This window comes from Pseudomonas sp. USHLN015 (assembly GCF_037153275.1).
In the GTDB taxonomy this organism is placed as follows: Bacteria; Pseudomonadota; Gammaproteobacteria; order Pseudomonadales; family Pseudomonadaceae; genus Metapseudomonas; species Metapseudomonas tohonis.
In genome coordinates this window covers 177,044-194,543 of the sequence record NZ_JBBCKP010000001.1, presented here as the reverse complement: position 1 = coordinate 194,543, position 17,500 = coordinate 177,044, and the positions used below count along the sequence as shown (strand labels likewise).

Sequence of the window (17,500 nt, the reverse complement as noted above, 5' to 3'; positions counted from 1 at the left end):
GCTCCTTTGGGCTCAGCGCTTGCGCTGGCCGATGTAGTAGGACAACGCAACAAACGCTATGGAAATCACCAGGATGATCGAGGAAATCGCGTTGATCTTCGGCGATATTCCCATCCTGATGGAGCTGAAGATGTACACCGGCAGGGTGGTCGCGCCGGCCCCGGCGACGAAGTAGGTGATGACGAAATCGTCCATGGAAATGATGAAGGCGAGCATCGCCCCCGAAAGGATGCCGGGCGTCAGCAGCGGGAAGGTGATCTTCCAGAAGGCCTTCCAGGGCGAGGCGTAGAGATCGGCGGCGGCCTCGGCCAGGCGCGGGTCCATGCCCTCCAGCCGTGCGCGGATCGGCAGGTAGGCGAAGGGGATGCAGAACACCACGTGGGCGATGAGGATGGTGAACAGCGACAGCTTCAGGCCGACGAAGGCGAAGAACATCAGCGTCGCCACCGCGGTGACGATCTCCGGCACCAGCAGCGGCAGGCCGAGCACGCCGCTCATGGCGGTCTGCCCACGGAAGGCGCGGCCGCGCATGCCCAAGGCCGCGAGGGTGGCCAGGGCGGTGGCGATCAGGGTGGCGAAGGTGGCCACCAGCAGCGAGTTCTTCGCCGCGCGGACGATCTCCGGGTCGTTGGCGACCACCGCGTACCACTTGAGGCTGAAGCTCTCCCAGATGGTCGCCGACTGGCCGCCGTTGAAGCTCAGCGCCACCAGCACCAGGATCGGCACGTAGAGGAAGGCGAAGAACAGCCAGGCGGTGGGGCGCACGCCGGTGAAGCGCCAGAGCGGGCCTTGCAGGTTCATGGGTGGCCTCCGGCGGTGCCCGGCTTGAAGCGCAGGCTGTAGAGCAGCATCGCCAGCAGCACGAAGCCGAGCAGGGCGAAGGACAGCGCCGCGCCCAGCGGCCAGTTGTGCGAGGCGCCGAACTGCAGCTGGATGAGGTTGCCGATCATCAGCGACTTACCGCCCCCCAGCAGCTCGGGAATGATGTAGTTGCCGAGCGAGGGGATGAACACCAGGATCACCCCGGCCATCACGCCCGGCATCGCCAGCGGCAGGATGATCCGCTTCAGGGCCTGGAAGCGGTTGGCGCCCAGGTCGAAGGCCGCCTCCACCAGGCGCCAGTCGAGTTTCTCCAGGCTGGTGTAGATGGGCAGCACCATGAACGGCAGGAAGGTATAGAGCAGGCCGATGATCACCGCGCCGTCGGTATAGAGGATGCCCAGCGCCTTGTCGGTGAGCCCCAGCCCGTGCAGGCCGCTGTCCACCAGCCCGCCATTGCGCAGCAGCAGGATCCACGCGTAGACCCGCACCAGCAGGTTGGTCCAGAAGGGCACCGTGACCAGGAACAGCAGCAGGTTGCGCTTGCGCTCGCTCTGCAGCGCCAGGTAGAGCGCGGTGGGGAAGCCGATCAGCAGGCAGCCGGCGGTGGTCATCACCGACAGCCAGAACGAGCGCTGGAAGATCTGCAGGTAGTCGGTGTTGAACACCAGGCTGTCGTCCAGGTCCCGCTCGTAGAGGAAGTTGACGTAGGCCTCCAGCGAGTACTCGCCCCACTTCACGCCGCCGTAGTCGCCCGGTTGCAGCAAGGACACCAGCAGCATGATGCCCAGGGGCAGCAGCAGGAACAGGCCGAGAGTGAGCATGGCCGGCGCGGCCAGCAGCAGGCGCCGACGCAGCTGGCGGGCCTCGGCCTGGGCGCGCAGGCTGCTCATCGCGGCAGTACCCGTACCGCGCTGGCGGGCACCTGCAGGCGCACGTGGGTGCCGGCCTCCAGGCAGCCACCGGCGCCGTCGCGGTTCTGCCGGCGTACGCGGAAGCCGCTCTGCCCGGCCACGCGCAGCAGGTAGAGGGTGTCGGTGCCGACGTAGACCACCGTTTCCACTTCGCCTTCGAGATTGCCGTCCCGGTCGATGGCGATGCGCTCCGGGCGGATGGCCAGGGTCACCGGGCCACGGCGTTCGCCGGGGGCATCGAGCATCTGGCCATCGGCCAGGCGCACGCCGGCGTCCAGCGCCTCGGCATCGAGGAAGTTGGTCTCGCCGATGAAGTCGGCCACGGTGCGGTCCACCGGCGCTTCGTAGATCTCGGTCGGGCTGCCGACCTGGAGGATGCGCCCCTTGTGCATCACCGCGATGCGGTCGGACATGGTCAGGGCTTCTTCCTGGTCGTGGGTGACGAAGATGAAGGTGATGCCGGTCTCGTGCTGCAGGCGCTTGAGCTCGATCTGCATGTCCTTGCGCAGCTTCTGGTCCAGCGCCGAGAGGGATTCGTCCAGCAGCAGCACCTTGGGCCGGCTGGCCAGGGCACGGGCCAGGGCGATGCGCTGCTGCTGGCCGCCGGAGAGCTGGTCGGCGCGGCGCCGGCCGACGTCCGGCAGTTTCACCAGCTCCAGCATGCGCTGCACCGTGGCCTCGATCTCGGCCTTGGGGCGGCCCTGCATCTCGAGGCCGAAGCCGATGTTCTGCGCCACCGTCATGTGCGGGAACAGCGCGTAGCTCTGGAACACGGTGTTGACCGGTCGGCGGAAGGGCGGCAGGCCCTGCATCTCCTCGCCGTAGAGGCGGATGGCACCGGCGCTGGGCTGTTCGAACCCGGCGATCAGGCGCAGGAGGGTGGTCTTGCCGCAGCCGGAAGGGCCGAGGAGGGTGAAGAACTCGTTGGCGCGGATCTCCAGGGAAACCTCGTCCAGGGCGCGGACGCCCTGCCCCGGATCGCCGAACTCCATGCAGACACGGTCGATGCTGATCGCACTGGACATGCTTATCGCAAGCTCTAAGGGATTGTTCTTATTGGGCTTTTTCGTATGACGCAAAGGCCCCTGGCGCCTTTGATTCTGTCAGCGGCGTGCGGGGCGAAGAACGATAGAAACGGTCAAAAGGGGATAATTTCGGACAATTTGCTGGCGGGTGCCGGTGGGAAGGATGGAGGCCCGGGCTCTTTCAGTGGGGCCCCGCGTTCGCGGGGATGACGGCCGGCGAAGGCACCCCGCGACAGTCGTTTTCGCGAATGCGGAAATCCGCTGGATTGCGCCAATAGGAGGCGTAGCCCGGGCTGCAGCCCGGGAATGCCCGGAGTGGGTGGTGCCGGCGAATGCGGAGCCGGATCAGCGCCGGTACTGGCTCGGCGGCTGGCCGCTCCAGCGCTGGAAGGCGTGGCGGAAGCTGGCGGTCTCGGCGTAGCCGAGCTGTTCGGCGATCAGGTAGATCGGCAGGTCGGTCTGCAACAGCAGCTGGCGGGCCTTGTCGTAGCGCACTTCATCCAGCAGCCGCTGGTAGCTGGTGTTGAGGCGCTGCAAATGGCGGCGCAGGGTGCGTTCGGAGCGGTGCAGGCTGCGGGCGACGCGGTCCAGGTTGCTGGCTTCGCTGAGGTGGCCGGCCAGGTGCTCGCGGATCTGGTCGAGCACGTCGTGGCGGCTGGTGAGCTGGGCGTCGAGCTTCTGGCACTGCTGCAGGCCGTGGTGGCAGGTCACCGGGTCGGCCAGAGGCAGGGTACGGTCGAGCAGCGCGGCGTTGAAGCAGAGCGCTGTGCGCGAATCGCCGAAGTCCACCGGGCAGCCGAGCTTCTCCGTGTAGGCGGCCGCATGCAGCGGCGGGCGGTAGGGCAGGCGCACCCGCCGCGGGCGCACGGCCTCGCCGAGCAGGTCCTGGATCACCGTGAGCAGCGAGGTGAGGCACAGCTCGCTGTTGAACACCATCAGCTCCGGCGCATAGCGGTAGCCGGTGGCGACCAGCCGGGCCTCGGCGCCGTCCTCCTCCAGGGCCAGGGTGAAGTAGCTGCCCAGCAGCGAGGCGTTGGCCAGGGCGATGTTCAGCGCATCGCGCAGGGTGCGGCTGGCGAGCATGGTGTAGCCGAGGATGCCGTAGGCGGAGACGTGCATGCGCAGGCCCAGGGACAGCCCCAGCGCCGGGTTGCGCGTGCAGCTCAGGGCGTTGGCGAAGACGCGCAGTTCCTGGGCGTGGGTGATCAGCTTGTCGGGGGTGTCGAGGTCGCTGCAGGCGACGCCGCTGCCTTCGAGCAGGCGCGGGCGCGGCACCTCCTCGGCGAGGGTCTCCACCGCCAGGGCGATGGTGTGCAGGGTGGTCATGACCCGTTCGGGTAGCAATGGCGCCGCCATGTTTCGTCCCCTTTGGTAACGGTGGGGGGCCGGGAGGGTGCATGGGCCTGTGCATTAAGTTTCGGTTCAGGCATCACAATGGCGCACTCTTGTATCCTCGGCGCGCCCCTGAACCCTAGAGTTTGTCCCGATGCGATCCTTCCTGACTCCCCGTTGGCTGGTTTCCGGCCTGTTGTTCTGTGTGCTGCTGGTGCTCGGCATCGCCGCCCAGGAGTTTCGCCTGTTCGAGCGCGGCTGGTTCATCGTGCAAGAATGGCGCCACGCTTCGGAGTGGCGCGAGCGCTCGATCTGGCTGCCGGACTACCGGGTGACCGTCGAGGCCCGGCCCATCGAGGGGCTGGACGACGATGTCTCCGCGCTTACCTACGACCCGGACCGCCACAGCCTGCTGACGGTCACCAACCAGCGCCCGCAGATCATCGAGATGTCCCTGGATGGCCACATCATCCGGCGCATCGACCTGCAAGGCTTCGGCGATCCGGAGGCCATCGAGTACATCAGCAAGGGCGTCTACGTCATCACCGACGAGCGCCTGCAACGCCTGGTCAAGGTGCGCCTGGACGAGGACACCACCCGCCTGGACGCCAGCGAGTCGCAGCAGCTCTCCCTGGGCATCGGCCTCAACGGCAACAAGGGCTTCGAGGGCCTGGCCTACGACCCCGCCGGGCAGCGCCTGTTCGTGGCCAAGGAGCGCGACCCGGTGCGCATCTACGAGGTCCACGGCTTCCCCCACACCAACCCGGACAAACCCTTCGCGGTGCACGTGGTGGACGACCCCAAGCGCGACGCCGGGCTCTTCGTCCGCGACCTTTCCAGCCTGCAATACGACGACCGCAGCGGCCACCTGCTGGCGCTGTCCGACGAGTCGCGGCTGGTGCTGGAGATCAACGCCGACGGCAAGCCCATCAGCAGCCTGTCGCTGCTGCGCGGCATGCACGGCCTGACCCGCGGCGTGCCGCAGGCGGAGGGCGTGGCGATGGATAACGACGGGAATCTGTACCTGGTCAGCGAGCCGAACCTGTTCTACAGGTTCAGCAAGCCGGCGGGGGAGTGACGCTCGATGTTCCACGGGGCGCTTCGCACGCGACGCGCCCCGTGGGCTGGGCTCAATACCAGGGACGCTCTACCTGGGGCAGGCTGAGGGTCTTGTCGCGGTAGTTGGCCTGGGCGGCCTTGATGTCGGTGCGCAGGGCTTTGGCTTCCCGCAGCAGGTCGTTCACCTCGGCTTCCGGGGGGTTGAAGCCGGCCCCTGCGAGCCGCGTGATTACCAAGGTGCCGTCACGGTTACCTTCCACCAGGGCGATGGTCGCCCAGATGAATGCCTGCTTGTACTCGCCCTTGAGCAGGTTGAGGGCGGCGACAGTGCTCTGGCCGAACGGTTCGCCCTTCCGGGCCTCGGCGTCGCACCAGGCGAGCACTTGCTGGGCTTGGGCCGGATCGCCGGCGCCATTGGCGCGTATCAGGCCCGGTGCGAAGATGCGGCAACCCAGGCTCGATGCCAGGCGATCGCCCTTGGCGGACGCGTCAGCGAGCAGCTTGCGGTAGTCCGCCTCGCTGATGAGCGCCCCCTCACCCTCACCGAAGGCCCCGGCCAGATAAAGCATCTTCACCTGGGCATTGCTCGGGCCGTATTGCTCGTAGACCGCCTTGCGCCGGGCCGGGTCCTCCAGCGCGGGGATGTGGCCGTCGAACAGCCCCATCAGCACCGACGGGTAGCCGGAAGGGCCGTGCTGAGCCAGGTACTCGTAGGCCTTCACGACCTTTTCCTGGTCGAGCTTGCCCAGGGTGGCATCGCCATACAGGGTGGCCAGGCCCTGCTGGGCATGCAGGCGATGGCCTTCGACGGCGGCTTTCTCGGCGACTTCCTGCAGCAGGCTCTCCGCCTTGTCGAGGTCCTGCTGGAAGGGGGCGTTGCCGTTGAGCAGGGCCAGGCCCAGCAGCAGCTTGGCGGTGTAGGAGCCTTGGGCGGCACCTTTCTCCAGGAAGCCCTTCGACTGCTGCAGGTCGACCTTCTGGCCGAACTGCTCGTCTTCCAGGTACCGGCTCAGCATGTAGGAGGCATCACCGTTGCCGTTGAGGGACGACTGGGTGTAGAGCGCGAAGGCCTTGTTGAAATCCTGTGCGACGCCGTCGCCGCGTTCGTACATCTTGGCCAGCATGTACTGGGCGCGGGGTTCCTTTTCCTCGGCGGCGCTTTCCAGCAGCTCATGGGCTTCCTGCATCTGCTGCGGTGCGGTGGTATCGGGGCGGTACAGGCCGATGGCCTTGTCGGTCTTCTCGACGGGGGTTTCGAAGCAGCCACTGAGCAGCAGGCACAGCGACAGCGTGATGAAGGCTTCCTTCTTCATGGCATTCCTTGATGGGAGGGGAGTGTTTCGCGGGGGCAGAGCCTATCAGAGGTGGAGGCTTGATGGCATTTTGATGCTGAGGTGCCGGACAGTGGTCGGTTGTCGCATTACAGGAGCCCGGCACGTTGCATGCCGGGCTCGGATTCTTACGCCTTCAGCGTCTTCACGCCTTCGGCTGTGCCGAGCAGCAGCAGGTCGGCGGGGCGGGCGGCGAAGAGGCCGTTGGTGACCACGCCGACGATGGCGTTGATCTGCGCTTCCAGGGTCACCGGGTCGGTGATCGAGAGGTTGTGCACGTCTAGGATGATGTTGCCGTTGTCGGTGAGCACGCCTTCGCGGTAGACCGGGTCGCCGCCCAGTTTCACCAGCTGGCGCGCCACGTGGCTGCGGGCCATGGGGATGACTTCCACCGGCAGCGGGAAGGCGCCGAGCACCGGCACCAGCTTGCTGCCGTCGGCGATGCAGATGAAGGTGCGCGCCACGGCGGCGACGATCTTCTCGCGGGTCAGTGCGGCGCCGCCGCCCTTGATCAGGTTCAGGTGTGCGTCGCTCTCGTCGGCGCCGTCGACGTAGAACTCCAGGGCGTCCACCGCGTTCAGGTCGTAGACCGGGATGCCGTGGCCCTTCAGGCGCTGGGCGGTGGCTTCGGAGCTGGCGACCGCGCCGTCGAAGGCCATCTTGTGCTGAGCCAGGGCGTCGATGAAGAAGTTGGCGGTCGATCCGGTGCCGACGCCGACGACGCTCTTGCTGTCGAGCAGCGGGAGGATATGGTCGACTGCGGCCTGGGCGACTGCCTGCTTGAGCTGGTCCTGGGTCATGCTGGTGGTCCACGTATGAAAGGAAATGCGGGCGCGGATTATAGCCGGTCGGCGCGGCAAAACCCCGCATTCTCTGTGGTCGGGCGACGAAGCCCTGGGGTAGACTCGCCCATCCCCGCATGCCCCGCCAGTGAAGCCGTGATGCTCGAAGACTACGTGAAGAAGACCCTCACCTCGCGCGTTTATGACGTGGCGGTGGAAACCCCCCTGCAACCCGCGCTGCGCCTGTCCGAACGCCTCGGCAACCAGGTGCTGCTCAAGCGCGAGGACCTGCAGCCGGTGTTCTCCTTCAAGATTCGCGGCGCCTACAACAAGCTGGCGCAGCTCACTGCCGAGGAGCTGGCGCGTGGCGTGGTCACCGCCTCGGCCGGCAACCACGCCCAGGGCCTGGCCCTGGCGGCCCGCGAGCTGGGCATCAAGGCGACCATCGTGATGCCGCGCACCACACCCGAGCTCAAGGTCCAGGGCGTGCGCGCCCGGGGCGGCAAGGTGGTGCTGCACGGCGATGCCTTCCCCGAGGCGCTGGCCTATTCGCTGAAGCTGGTGGACGAGAAGGGCTACGTCTACATCCACCCCTACGACGACCCGCACGTGATCGCCGGGCAGGGCACGGTGGCGATGGAGATCCTCCGCCAGCACCCCGGGCGCCTGGACGCCATCTTCGTGCCGGTGGGCGGCGGCGGCCTGATCGCCGGCATCGCCGCCTACGTCAAGTACCTGCGCCCCGAGGTGAAGGTGATCGGCGTCGAGCCGGACGACTCCAACTGCCTGCAGGCCGCCATGGCCGCCGGCGAGCGCGTGGTGCTGGGCCAGGTCGGGCTGTTCGCCGATGGCGTGGCCGTGGCGCAGATCGGCCAGCACACCTTCGACATCTGCCGCGAGCACGTGGACGAGGTGATCACCGTCAGCACCGACGAGATCTGCGCGGCGATCAAGGACATCTACGACGACACCCGCTCCATCACCGAGCCGGCCGGCGCCCTGGCCGTGGCCGGGATCAAGAAGTACGTGGAGCGCGAAGGCAGTACGGGGCAGACCCTGGTGGCCATCGACTCGGGCGCCAACATCAACTTCGACCGCCTGCGCCACGTGGCCGAGCGCGCCGAACTGGGCGAGAAGCGCGAGGCGATCATCGCGGTGACCATCCCCGAGCGCCCGGGCAGCTTCAAGGCCTTCTGCGAGGCCATCGGCAAGCGCCAGATCACCGAATTCAACTACCGCTACAACACCGAGGCCGAGGCGCACATCTTCGTCGGCGTGCAGACCCACCCGGAGAACGACCCGCGCGAGGCTCTGGTGCAGAGCCTGCGCGATCAGGGCTTCCCGGTGCTGGACCTGACCGAAAACGAACTGGCCAAGCTGCACATCCGCCACATGGTCGGCGGGCATGCGGCGCGGGTGGAGGACGAGTCGATCTTCCGCTTCGAATTCCCCGAGCGCCCCGGCGCGCTGTTCAACTTCCTCAACAAGCTGGGCGGGCGCTGGAACATCACCCTGTTCCACTACCGCAACCACGGCGCCGCCGACGGCCGTGTGGTGGCCGGGCTGCAGGTGCCGGCGGACGAGCGCCACCTGATCCCCGCGGCGCTGGAAGAGATCGGCTACCCCTATTGGGACGAGAGCGACAACCCGGCCTACCGGCTGTTCCTCGGCTGACGGCGGCGGCCATCTACACTTTGCTCGTCGCCCGGATGGAGTGAATGACAATGGATGACTACCTGATGCTGCAGATACTGCACGGTTTGCTGACCTTCCTGCTGTTCGCCGTCGCCGGCGGCCTGCTGTGGGGCGTGCTGCGAGCCTGGCACGGCGGCCTGGGGGGCTGGGCGCCGAACCTGCGGCAATCCGTGCTATTCGGCGTGCCGGCGTTGCTGGCCCTGGGCGTGGCCCTGCCGATCACCGGCTGGTGGCTGCTGGCCCTGGCGCAGATCCCCTTCGGCCTGACCTGGGTGCTGGGAAGCTCCATCCTCTATCTGCTGGCCGGCATCGCCTGGCTGGCCTTCACCCGGCGCCTGCTGGTGCTGCACGCCGGCGACGCGCCGAATGCCGCCCCGCGCAGCCGTTTCCTCGGCTTCAGCCTGGGTTATGGCGCGGTCGGCTTCCTGCTGCTGCTGGCCATCCTCGTACTGACTCTGGCCAAGCCGGCCTGAGCTTGACCAGGCGCATCCTGCTGGTCGGTGCCAGCGGCTTCATCGGCCGTCATCTGCTGCGTGCCCTGTCCGCCGGTGGCCACGAGGTCGTCGCCACCTCCCGCTCGGGGGCGGGTGACGACCTGCCGGGCGTGGCCTGGCAGCCGCTCGATCTGCAACGCCTGGCTGACGAACCCCTTCAATTTCCCTGGCCTGCCGGCATCGACCTGGTGATCAATGCCGCCGGTGCGCTGGACCCTGACCTGGCGCGCCAGGCCCGCCTGCAGTCCGACGGCGCCTGTGCCCTGTTCGACCTCGCCGCCCGCCATGGTGCGGCGGTGCTGCAGGTTTCCGCCCTCGGTGCCGGGGACTGCGAGGTGCCTTTCCTCGCCAGCAAGGCGCGCGCGGATGCGCACCTGCTGGCCCTGGGCATTCCCGCCGTGGTGCTGCGCCCCTCCCTGGTGTTGGGCGAAGGCGGGGCCAGCAGCGCCTGGCTGGAGCGCCTCGCGCCCCTGCCGCTGGCACCCCTGCTGGACACCCGCGCGCGAAGCATGCCGCTGCATGTGGATGACCTGGTCGGTGCGGTGCTGGCGTTGCTGCGGCGCTGGCCGGAACAACCGCAGGTGCTGGAGCTGGTCGGGCCCGAGGCGCTGACCCAGGGCGAGCTGCTCGACCGCCTGCGTGGGCGCCTGCTCTGGAGCCCGGCGCGCTATCTCCAGCTACCGGGAGCGCTGGCGGGCATCGCCGCTCGCCTGCACCTGCTCGATCCGCAACTGCTGGAGCTGGCACGGCGGGACAACCTGGGCGACGCCGCGCCGCTGGAGCGGCTCGGTGGCTATCGCCCGGCGCGGCTCGACCAGCGCCTGGATTCGGCCTGGCCGCAGAAGGCCCGTGCCGTGAACGGCTGGCTGCGCCCGGCGATGATCATCGTCCTGGCCTTGATCTGGCTGGGCACCGCGCTGGTCTGCCTCGGCCCGGGTTTCGACTGGGGGCTGAGGATCATGGCGGAGATGGGCGTCACCGGCCTGCTGGCCAAGCTGGCGGTGGTCGGGGGCGCGATGCTGGATGGGCTGCTGGGCATCGGCATGCTGCTGCGTCGCTGGCGCCGCCACGCGCTGCTCGCGCAGCTCGGCCTGATGCTGGCCTATACGGCGCTGATCAGCCTGCTGCTTCCGCACTACTGGGCCGACCCTTATGCTGCGGTCGGCAAGAACCTCGTGCTCATGGTCGCCACCCTCTGGGTGCTGTGGCTGGAGCCCTCGCAACGGAAAACCGGATGAGCCTGTACCTGCTGCTGAAGACCCTGCACATCATGTCCTCGACCCTGCTGTTCGGCACCGGCCTGGGCTCGGCCTACTACGCCCTGCGCGCCTGGCGCAGCCAGCGGGTGGAGGTGATCGCCGTGACCTTCCGCCACCTGGTCACCGCCGACTGGCTGTTCATCGCCACCACGGCGGTGTTCCAGCCGCTGAGCGGCCTGGCCCTGGCCAAGCTGGCGGGCTGGCCGCTGAACCAGGTCTGGCTGCTGTGGAGCGTGGGGCTCTATGTGTTCGCCGGGCTCTGCTGGCTGCCGGTGGTGTGGCTGCAGATCCGCGTGCGCGACATGGCGCGCGATGCGCTGGCCGGAGGCCAGGAACTGCCGGCCAGGGCCCACCTTTATATGAAGGTCTGGTTCGCCCTGGGCTGGCCAGCCTTCATCGCCTTCGTCGGCATCTTCTTCCTGATGGTGATCAAGCCGCTCTCGCTCTGAGGCGGCTCAGCGCAGGGAGATCACCGGCCAGCCGCGCCGCTCGGCCTCGGCGCGCAGCTTGGGGTCGGGGTCGACCGCCACCGGGCGGGTCACCCGCTCCAGCAGCGGCAGGTCGTTCAGCGAGTCGCTGTAGAAGCTGGCGCCTTCCAGGCTCAGGCCGGTCTCGGCGAGCCAGCGCTCGAGGCGGGTCACCTTGCCTTCGCGGAAGCAGGGCACGTCGGTGGTGCGCCCGGTGTAGCGGCCGTCCGCCATCTCGCACTCGGTGGCCAGCAGGGTCTCGACCCCCAGGCGCGCGGCGATGGGGCCGGTGACGAAGCGGTTGGTGGCGGTGATGATCACCAGCTTGTCGCCTGCCGCGCGGTGCTCGGCCAGCAATGCCTCGCCCTTGGCCAGGATGATCGGCTCGACGCAGTCGCGCATGAACTCGCGGTGCCACTGGTCCAGCTGGGCCATCTCGGTGCGGCCGAGGATCTCCAGGCTGAAGTTCAGGTAGTCGGTGATGTTCAGGCGGCCGGCCAGGTAGTCCTGGTAGAACGCGTCGTTGCGGGACTTGTAGGCATCGCCGTCGAGGATGCCGCGTTCGCACAGGTAGTCGCCCCAGGCGTGGTCGCTGTCGCCGCCGAGGAGGGTGTTGTCGAGATCGAAAAGGGCCAGGCGCACGTCAATTACCTTGGATCGAAACTACGGAGGGCGGCCAGAATAACCACTTTTCCCCGGCCTGCCCATTGCGCGAAAAGCCCGCATTGCCGCGTTTACGGGCTTTGTGGAACAATGCCGGAACATGCGTATGCGAGGTTGTTCGTCGTGATCGATCCCGATGGTTTCCGCCCCAATGTCGGCATCATTCTCGCCAATGATGCCGGGCAGGTGCTTTGGGCGCGGCGTATCAACCAGGATGCCTGGCAGTTCCCCCAGGGAGGCATCAACCCCCGCGAGACGCCGGAAGAGGCGCTGTTCCGCGAGCTGAACGAGGAAGTCGGGCTCGAGGAGCGGGATGTGAAAATACTTGCATGCACCCGGGGCTGGTTGCGCTATCGTCTGCCGCAGCGTCTGGTGCGGACCCACAGCCAACCCCTGTGCATCGGGCAGAAACAGAAATGGTTCCTGCTGCGCCTGCAGTCGGATGAGAACCGGGTACGCATGGACCTGACCGGCAAGCCCGAGTTCGATGGCTGGCGTTGGGTCAGCTACTGGTATCCGCTGGGGCAGGTCGTGACCTTCAAGCGAGAAGTCTACCGCCGTGCCCTCAAGGAATTAGCCCCGCGCCTGCTGGCGCAAGACTGACCCGGAGAAAGGCTACAAGGCCATGCTCAATACGCTGCGCAAGATCGTCCAGGAAGTGAACGCCGCCAAGGATCTGAAGGCGGCGTTGGCGATCATCGTGCTGCGGGTCAAGGAGGCCATGGGTAGCCAGGTCTGTTCCGTCTACCTGCTGGACCCCGAATCCAACCGTTTCGTGCTGATGGCCACCGAGGGCCTGAACAAGCGCTCCATCGGCAAGGTCAGCATGGCCCCCAACGAGGGCCTGGTCGGCCTGGTCGGCACCCGCGAGGAGCCGCTCAACCTCGAGCACGCCGCCGACCACCCCCGCTACCGCTACTTCGCCGAGACCGGCGAGGAGCGCTACGCCTCCTTCCTCGGCGCGCCGATCATCCACCACCGCCGGGTGATGGGCGTACTGGTCGTGCAGCAGAAGGAGCGTCGCCAGTTCGACGAGGGCGAGGAAGCCTTCCTCGTCACCATGAGCGCCCAGCTCGCGGGCGTCATCGCCCATGCCGAGGCCACCGGCTCGATCCGTGGCCTGGGTCGCCAGGGCAAGGGCATCCAGGAAGCCAAGTTCGTCGGTGTGCCCGGTGCCCCGGGCGCTGCCGTGGGCACCGCCGTGGTGGTGCTGCCGCCGGCCGACCTGGAAGTGGTGCCCGACCGCGCCGTCGATGACATCGAGGCCGAGGTCGAGCGCTTCAAGCAGGCACTGGAGTCGGTGCGCGAGGACATGCGTCGCCTGTCGAGCAAGCTGGCCACCCAGCTGCGCCCCGAGGAGCGCGCGCTGTTCGACGTCTACCTGATGATGCTCGACGACGCCTCCATCGGCCTGGAAGTCAAGAAGGTCATCCGCTCCGGCCAGTGGGCCCAGGGTGCCCTGCGCCAGGTGGTGATGGAGCACGTCAAGCGCTTCGAGCTGATGGACGATGCCTACCTGCGCGAGCGCGCCTCCGACGTCAAGGACCTCGGTCGCCGCCTGCTCGCCTACCTGCAGGAGGAGCGCAAGCAGAACCTGGTGTACCAGGACAACACCATCCTGGTCAGCGAGGAGCTGTCCCCGGCCATGCTGGGCGAAGTGCCCGAGGGCAAGCTGGTGGGCCTGATCTCCGTGCTCGGCTCCGGCAACTCCCACGTCGCCATCCTAGCCCGCGCCATGGGTATTCCCACGGTCATGGGCGTGGTCGACCTGCCGTACTCGAAGGTCGACGGCATCGAACTGATCGTCGACGGCTACCACGGCGAAGTCTTCACCAACCCCTCCGCCGAGCTGCGCAAGCAGTACAGCGAAGTGGTCGAGGAGGAGCGCCAGCTGGTCAAGGGCCTCGACGCCCTGCGCAGCCTGCCGTGCGAGACCCTCGACGGCCACCGCATGCCGCTGTGGGTGAACACCGGCCTGCTGGCCGACGTGACCCGTGCCCAGGAGCGCGGCGCCGAAGGCGTCGGCCTGTACCGCACCGAAGTGCCGTTCATGATCAACGAGCGCTTCCCCAGCGAGAAGGAGCAGCTCGCCATCTACCGCGAGCAGCTCGCCGCCTTCCATCCGCTGCCGGTGACCATGCGCACCCTGGACATCGGTGGCGACAAGGCGCTGTCCTACTTCCCGATCAAGGAAAGCAACCCCTTCCTCGGCTGGCGCGGCATCCGCGTGACCCTGGACCACCCGGAAATCTTCCTGGTGCAGGTGCGCGCCATGCTCAAGGCCAGCGAAGGCCTGAACAACCTGCGCATCCTCCTGCCGATGATCTCCGGCGTGCAGGAGCTGGAAGAGTCCCTGCACCTGATCCACCGCGCCTGGGGCGAGGTGCGCGATGAGGGCGTCGACATCCCCATGCCGCCGGTCGGCGTGATGATCGAGATCCCCGCCGCCGTGTACCAGACCCGCGAGCTGGCGCGCCAGGTCGACTTCCTCTCGGTCGGTTCCAACGACCTGACCCAGTACCTGCTGGCCGTTGACCGCAACAACCCACGCGTCGCCGATCTCTACGACTACCTGCACCCGGCGGTGCTGCAGGCGCTGGTCAAGGTGGTCAACGATGCCCACACCGAAGGCAAGCCGGTGAGCATCTGCGGCGAGATGGCCGGTGATCCCGCCGCCGCCGTCCTGCTGCTGGCCATGGGCTTCGACAGCCTGTCGATGAACGCCACCAACCTGCCCAAGGTGAAGTGGCTGCTGCGCCAGGTCAGCCTGAGCAAGGCGCGCGAGCTCCTCGATCAGCTGATGGGCATCGACAACCCGCAGGTCATCCACAGCTCCCTGCACCTGGCCCTGCGCAACCTGGGCCTGGGCCGCGTGATCAACCCGGCCGCGACCATCCAGGCCTGAGCCCCCGCCGGCGGTCGCGTCCAGCCCAACCAGATGCCATGGGCCTGCGCTGGCATCGCCGGAAAGGTGGCTTATGGACGAGCTGGCATCCGAAGAACATCCCTACGGCACGACCCGCGAAGAAATAGAGCGGACCCTCCGCCACGCCCTGGAGATCGTCAGCGACGGCATCTGGGACTGGAACATGATCACCCACCATGTGCACCGCAGCCCCGGCTGGTACGCCATGCTCGGCTTCCCCCGCGACGGCCTGCCGGAGGACGTGGACACCTGGAAGAGCGTGATCCATCCCGATGACTTCGACGGCGTGATGCAGGGCTTCCAGGCCTACCTCGACGGCCACCGCGCCGAATACGCCGAGGAGTACCGTTGCCTCTGCCAGGACGGCAGCTACCTGTGGATAAGCGATCACGGCCGTTTCGTCGAGTTCGACGACCAGGGCCGGCCGACGCGGATGATCGGCGCCCATCGCAACATCCACGAGCGCAAGCTTGCCGAGCTGGCGCTGCAGCAGCGCAACGAGGAGCTGCAGCACATCAACCGTGATCTCGAAGCCCTGATCGAACTGCGCACCGAGGCCCTGGCCGAGGCCAATCGTGCGCTCGCGGACCAGGTCAGGGCCGCGGTGCAGCTGGCCGAGACCGACCCGCTCACCTCGGTGTTCAACCGTCGCAAGTTCCAGGCCTGCCTGGAGCACGAGTGGCAGCGCTTCGTGCGCCATGGTCACCCCACCGGCCTGCTGATGTTCGACCTCGATCACTTCAAGCGCATCAACGACAGCCTGGGCCATGCCGTCGGCGACCAGGTGCTGGTGGCGGTCACCGCCTGCCTGGGCGCGATGCTGCGCGAGGAGGATTGCCTGGCCCGCTGGGGCGGCGAGGAATTCATCGTGCTGTTGCCGGACACCGGCCCCGAAGCCCTGTTGCTGCTGGCCCAGCGGCTGCACGCACGGGTGCCGGAAGCCTGCCCGCAGTTGCCCTGGCGGCTCACGGCCAGTTTCGCGGTGGCCGGCATGCAGCCGGGGGAGAGCGTCGAGGCGCTGTTGCGGCGCCTCGACGAGGGGCTCTACCGCGCCAAGGAACGGCGCGACTGCATCGAGCGCTGCTAGAGCTGAAGCGCCACATCCCCCAGGTGCCCGCCGTGGGGGCCGTAGCTGCGCTCCACCAGCTCGCGGCGCCCATCGGCATGGACGATCAGCGCGGTGCTGGCGCGGGTGCCGTAGGTGCGGGTGGCGATGAACACCGGTGAAAGCATGCGCTCGGTGTTCAGGCCCACACCGGTGTCGGGGAGGATCGCGTCCGGCGCGGCCTCGGGGTCGTGCATCAGGTTGAGCAGGGTGTCGGTGTTGACCTGTTCCAGGCATTCGGCGAGCGCCGCCTTGGCTCGCTCGACCTTCGGCCAGGGCGTGTCCAGGTCGGCGTTGGACAGCCCGTAGATGCCGGCGGCCAGCCTTCTCGGGCCGCCGCTGCGGGGGTTGAGGAAGCACAGCTCGCGGGCATCGCCCACCAGCAGATTGAAGCCGGCGTAGTCACCGGCGCGGCGCTGCGCGTCGGCGAGGAACTCGCCCGGGCCCATCTCGCCGCTGAGGAACTGCACGCACAGCTCGCCACGGGAGCGGCCCACCGGCGGCAGGCGCGGGTCGCGGATATTGGTCAGCGCGGCGAAGCGGCCATCCGGGCCGAGGCCCAGCCAGGTCCCCCCGGCTTCGAGGTCGCGTCCTGCGTACAGCCCCGGCGCGTCTTTCCATGCGGCCAGTGGCTGGGTGGGACGGGCGTAGAACTCATCACGGTTTGCGGCGAGCACCAGGGGAGTCTGGTGACCCGGTCGCCAGGCGAATGCGATCAGGCACATCTGGAGTGGTCTCCTTGTTTGTCGGCGAGTCTAGCAGCCCGCTGCAGGACATCCATCGTCCCGATTGGAGCGCGACGCGGGCTTCCGTTACCATGCCGCTTTGCTCTCGGGGGTGTCGATGGAATTCCTGCTGTACCTGGTACTCGGCGCCTGCGCCGGCGTGCTCGCGGGGCTGTTCGGCGTCGGTGGCGGCATGATCATCGTGCCGGTCCTGGTGCTCAGCTTCACCGCCCAGGGATTCGACCCCAGCGTCCTCACCCACATCGCCGTGGGCACCTCGCTGGCGACCATCATCTTCACGTCGGTCAACGCCGTGCGCGAGCACCATCGCAAGGGCGCCGTGCGCTGGCACATCTTCGCCTGGATGACCCTCGGCATCCTCCTCGGCGCCGCGCTGGGTTCGCTCACCGCCAAGGCGATCCAGGGGCCCATGCTGCAGAAGATCATCGGCAGCTTCGCCATCCTGGTTTCCATCCAGATGGCCCTGGACCTCAGGCCCAAGGCCAGCCGCGAGGTGCCCGGCAAACCCGGGCTGACCGGCGCCGGCGTCTTCATCGGCTGGGCCTCGGCGATCTTCGGCATCGGCGGCGGCTCGCTGACCGTGCCCTTCCTCACCTGGCGCAGCGTGCCCATGCAGCAGGCGGTAGCGACCTCCTCCGCCTGCGGGCTGCCCATCGCCCTGGCCAGTGCCCTGTCGTTCATGGTGCTGGGCTGGAACGAGCCGCACCTGCCGCAGTGGAGCCTCGGCTTCGTCTATCTCCCCGCGCTGGCCGGCATCGCGCTGACCAGCATGTTCTTCGCCCGCTTCGGCGCGCGCCTGGCCCATCGCCTGTCGCCGCGTCTGCTCAAGCGCCTGTTCGCCCTGCTGCTGTTCGCGGTCGGGCTGAGTTTTCTGATCTAAGGA

17 protein-coding genes are annotated in these 17,500 nt (G+C 67.8%); 9 read left to right on the top strand and 8 right to left on the bottom strand.

Going from position 1 to position 17,500, the window contains the following annotated elements; translation table 11 throughout:
- Window positions 1-12: 12 nt before the first annotated feature.
- The 4 genes from WFQ67_RS00875 to WFQ67_RS00860 all read right to left on the bottom strand — a co-directional run bounded on the left by WFQ67_RS00875 (window position 13) and on the right by WFQ67_RS00860 (window position 4,084).
- Window positions 13-801, bottom strand: a complete 789-nt coding sequence (locus WFQ67_RS00875; protein WP_213627828.1) for an ABC transporter permease — start codon at window positions 799-801, stop codon at window positions 13-15.
- Window positions 798-1,712, bottom strand: coding sequence for an ABC transporter permease (locus WFQ67_RS00870; RefSeq protein ID WP_213627830.1), 915 nt, complete (start codon window positions 1,710-1,712; stop codon window positions 798-800). Before WFQ67_RS00870 ends, WFQ67_RS00875 begins: the two co-directional genes overlap by 4 nt.
- Window positions 1,709-2,758, bottom strand: a complete 1,050-nt coding sequence (locus WFQ67_RS00865) for an ABC transporter ATP-binding protein (RefSeq protein WP_337055967.1) — start codon at window positions 2,756-2,758, stop codon at window positions 1,709-1,711. The genes WFQ67_RS00870 and WFQ67_RS00865 overlap by 4 nt, the downstream gene beginning before the upstream one ends.
- A gap of 345 nt (window positions 2,759-3,103) precedes the next feature.
- A complete protein-coding gene (locus WFQ67_RS00860; RefSeq protein ID WP_244862967.1) occupies window positions 3,104-4,084 on the bottom strand; it encodes an AraC family transcriptional regulator in 981 nt (326 codons plus the stop codon).
- A 160-nt stretch (window positions 4,085-4,244) separates the two neighbouring features.
- Here WFQ67_RS00860 and WFQ67_RS00855 point away from each other — a divergent pair, with 160 nt between their 5' ends.
- On the top strand, window positions 4,245-5,168 hold the full coding sequence (locus WFQ67_RS00855; protein ID WP_337055966.1) for an SdiA-regulated domain-containing protein: 924 nt from the start codon (window positions 4,245-4,247) through the stop codon (window positions 5,166-5,168).
- A 52-nt stretch (window positions 5,169-5,220) separates the two neighbouring features.
- Here the strand turns inward: WFQ67_RS00855 and WFQ67_RS00850 are convergent, their stop codons facing one another.
- Together WFQ67_RS00850 and rpiA are read right to left on the bottom strand one after the other, a co-directional pair.
- Window positions 5,221-6,462 (bottom strand): tetratricopeptide repeat protein, encoded by a 1,242-nt coding sequence (locus WFQ67_RS00850; RefSeq protein ID WP_213627838.1) that lies wholly within the window; start codon window positions 6,460-6,462, stop codon window positions 5,221-5,223.
- 146 nt (window positions 6,463-6,608) lie between these two features.
- Window positions 6,609-7,280: a ribose-5-phosphate isomerase RpiA gene (gene rpiA / locus WFQ67_RS00845; RefSeq protein WP_213627840.1), complete on the bottom strand. Its 672-nt coding sequence runs from the start codon at window positions 7,278-7,280 to the stop codon at window positions 6,609-6,611.
- Between the two features lie 75 nt (window positions 7,281-7,355).
- Here rpiA and ilvA point away from each other — a divergent pair, with 75 nt between their 5' ends.
- From ilvA to WFQ67_RS00825, 4 genes are read left to right on the top strand one after another with little or no spacing between them, the layout of a single operon-like run.
- Complete coding sequence (ilvA, locus tag WFQ67_RS00840; protein WP_337055965.1) at window positions 7,356-8,936, top strand: threonine ammonia-lyase, biosynthetic; 1,581 nt, start codon at window positions 7,356-7,358, stop codon at window positions 8,934-8,936.
- Window positions 8,937-8,986: 50 nt separating this feature from the next.
- Window positions 8,987-9,430 (top strand): DUF2269 family protein, encoded by a 444-nt coding sequence (locus tag WFQ67_RS00835; protein WP_337055964.1) that lies wholly within the window; start codon window positions 8,987-8,989, stop codon window positions 9,428-9,430.
- A gap of 2 nt (window positions 9,431-9,432) precedes the next feature.
- Window positions 9,433-10,689, top strand: a complete 1,257-nt coding sequence (locus tag WFQ67_RS00830; RefSeq protein ID WP_337055963.1) for an SDR family oxidoreductase — start codon at window positions 9,433-9,435, stop codon at window positions 10,687-10,689.
- Complete coding sequence (locus WFQ67_RS00825) at window positions 10,686-11,159, top strand: DUF2269 family protein (RefSeq protein ID WP_173175186.1); 474 nt, start codon at window positions 10,686-10,688, stop codon at window positions 11,157-11,159. The genes WFQ67_RS00830 and WFQ67_RS00825 overlap by 4 nt, the downstream gene beginning before the upstream one ends.
- 6 nt (window positions 11,160-11,165) lie before the next feature.
- On the opposite strand, the gene WFQ67_RS00820 is transcribed toward WFQ67_RS00825, so the two are convergent.
- Complete coding sequence (locus tag WFQ67_RS00820) at window positions 11,166-11,819, bottom strand: HAD family hydrolase (protein WP_213627850.1); 654 nt, start codon at window positions 11,817-11,819, stop codon at window positions 11,166-11,168.
- A 144-nt stretch (window positions 11,820-11,963) separates the two neighbouring features.
- On the opposite strand from WFQ67_RS00820, the gene WFQ67_RS00815 reads away from it, so the two are divergent.
- The 3 genes from WFQ67_RS00815 to WFQ67_RS00805 all read left to right on the top strand — a co-directional run bounded on the left by WFQ67_RS00815 (window position 11,964) and on the right by WFQ67_RS00805 (window position 15,853).
- On the top strand, window positions 11,964-12,443 hold the full coding sequence (locus WFQ67_RS00815) for an RNA pyrophosphohydrolase (RefSeq protein WP_111263513.1): 480 nt from the start codon (window positions 11,964-11,966) through the stop codon (window positions 12,441-12,443).
- Window positions 12,444-12,465: 22 nt separating this feature from the next.
- The gene (ptsP, locus tag WFQ67_RS00810) at window positions 12,466-14,745 is read left to right on the top strand and encodes a phosphoenolpyruvate--protein phosphotransferase (protein ID WP_111263487.1); all 2,280 of its coding nucleotides are present in this window, start codon (window positions 12,466-12,468) and stop codon (window positions 14,743-14,745) included.
- 73 nt (window positions 14,746-14,818) lie between these two features.
- Entirely contained in the window at window positions 14,819-15,853 is a 1,035-nt protein-coding gene (locus WFQ67_RS00805) for a sensor domain-containing diguanylate cyclase (protein ID WP_337055962.1), read from the top strand.
- Here WFQ67_RS00805 and WFQ67_RS00800 read toward each other — a convergent pair.
- Window positions 15,850-16,596 carry an NRDE family protein gene (locus WFQ67_RS00800; protein WP_173175173.1) on the bottom strand — a complete coding sequence of 249 codons (747 nt, stop codon included), beginning with the start codon at window positions 16,594-16,596 and terminating at the stop codon, window positions 15,850-15,852. The two genes, WFQ67_RS00805 and WFQ67_RS00800, sit on opposite strands and share 4 nt — an antisense overlap.
- Before the next feature lie 118 nt (window positions 16,597-16,714).
- Between WFQ67_RS00800 and WFQ67_RS00795 the strand changes: the two genes are divergently transcribed.
- Window positions 16,715-17,497 (top strand): sulfite exporter TauE/SafE family protein, encoded by a 783-nt coding sequence (locus WFQ67_RS00795; RefSeq protein ID WP_337055961.1) that lies wholly within the window; start codon window positions 16,715-16,717, stop codon window positions 17,495-17,497.
- The last annotated feature ends 3 nt before the right edge of the window (window positions 17,498-17,500 follow it).

Bases quoted from the DNA above. Each gene is read 5' to 3' on its own strand.
- WFQ67_RS00875 (WP_213627828.1), bottom strand. From the start codon at position 801: ATGAACCTGCAAGGCCCGCTCTGGCGCTTCACCGGCGTGCGCCCCACC.
- WFQ67_RS00870 (WP_213627830.1), bottom strand. From the start codon at position 1,712: ATGAGCAGCCTGCGCGCCCAGGCCGAGGCCCGCCAGCTGCGTCGGCGC.
- WFQ67_RS00865 (WP_337055967.1), bottom strand. From the start codon at position 2,758: ATGTCCAGTGCGATCAGCATCGACCGTGTCTGCATGGAGTTCGGCGAT.
- WFQ67_RS00860 (WP_244862967.1), bottom strand. From the start codon at position 4,084: ATGACCACCCTGCACACCATCGCCCTGGCGGTGGAGACCCTCGCCGAG.
- WFQ67_RS00855 (WP_337055966.1), top strand. From the start codon at position 4,245: ATGCGATCCTTCCTGACTCCCCGTTGGCTGGTTTCCGGCCTGTTGTTC.
- WFQ67_RS00850 (WP_213627838.1), bottom strand. From the start codon at position 6,462: ATGAAGAAGGAAGCCTTCATCACGCTGTCGCTGTGCCTGCTGCTCAGT.
- rpiA (WP_213627840.1), bottom strand. From the start codon at position 7,280: ATGACCCAGGACCAGCTCAAGCAGGCAGTCGCCCAGGCCGCAGTCGAC.
- WFQ67_RS00835 (WP_337055964.1), top strand. From the start codon at position 8,987: ATGGATGACTACCTGATGCTGCAGATACTGCACGGTTTGCTGACCTTC.
- WFQ67_RS00825 (WP_173175186.1), top strand. From the start codon at position 10,686: ATGAGCCTGTACCTGCTGCTGAAGACCCTGCACATCATGTCCTCGACC.
- ptsP (WP_111263487.1), top strand. From the start codon at position 12,466: ATGCTCAATACGCTGCGCAAGATCGTCCAGGAAGTGAACGCCGCCAAG.
- WFQ67_RS00805 (WP_337055962.1), top strand. From the start codon at position 14,819: ATGGACGAGCTGGCATCCGAAGAACATCCCTACGGCACGACCCGCGAA.
- WFQ67_RS00800 (WP_173175173.1), bottom strand. From the start codon at position 16,596: ATGTGCCTGATCGCATTCGCCTGGCGACCGGGTCACCAGACTCCCCTG.
- WFQ67_RS00795 (WP_337055961.1), top strand. From the start codon at position 16,715: ATGGAATTCCTGCTGTACCTGGTACTCGGCGCCTGCGCCGGCGTGCTC.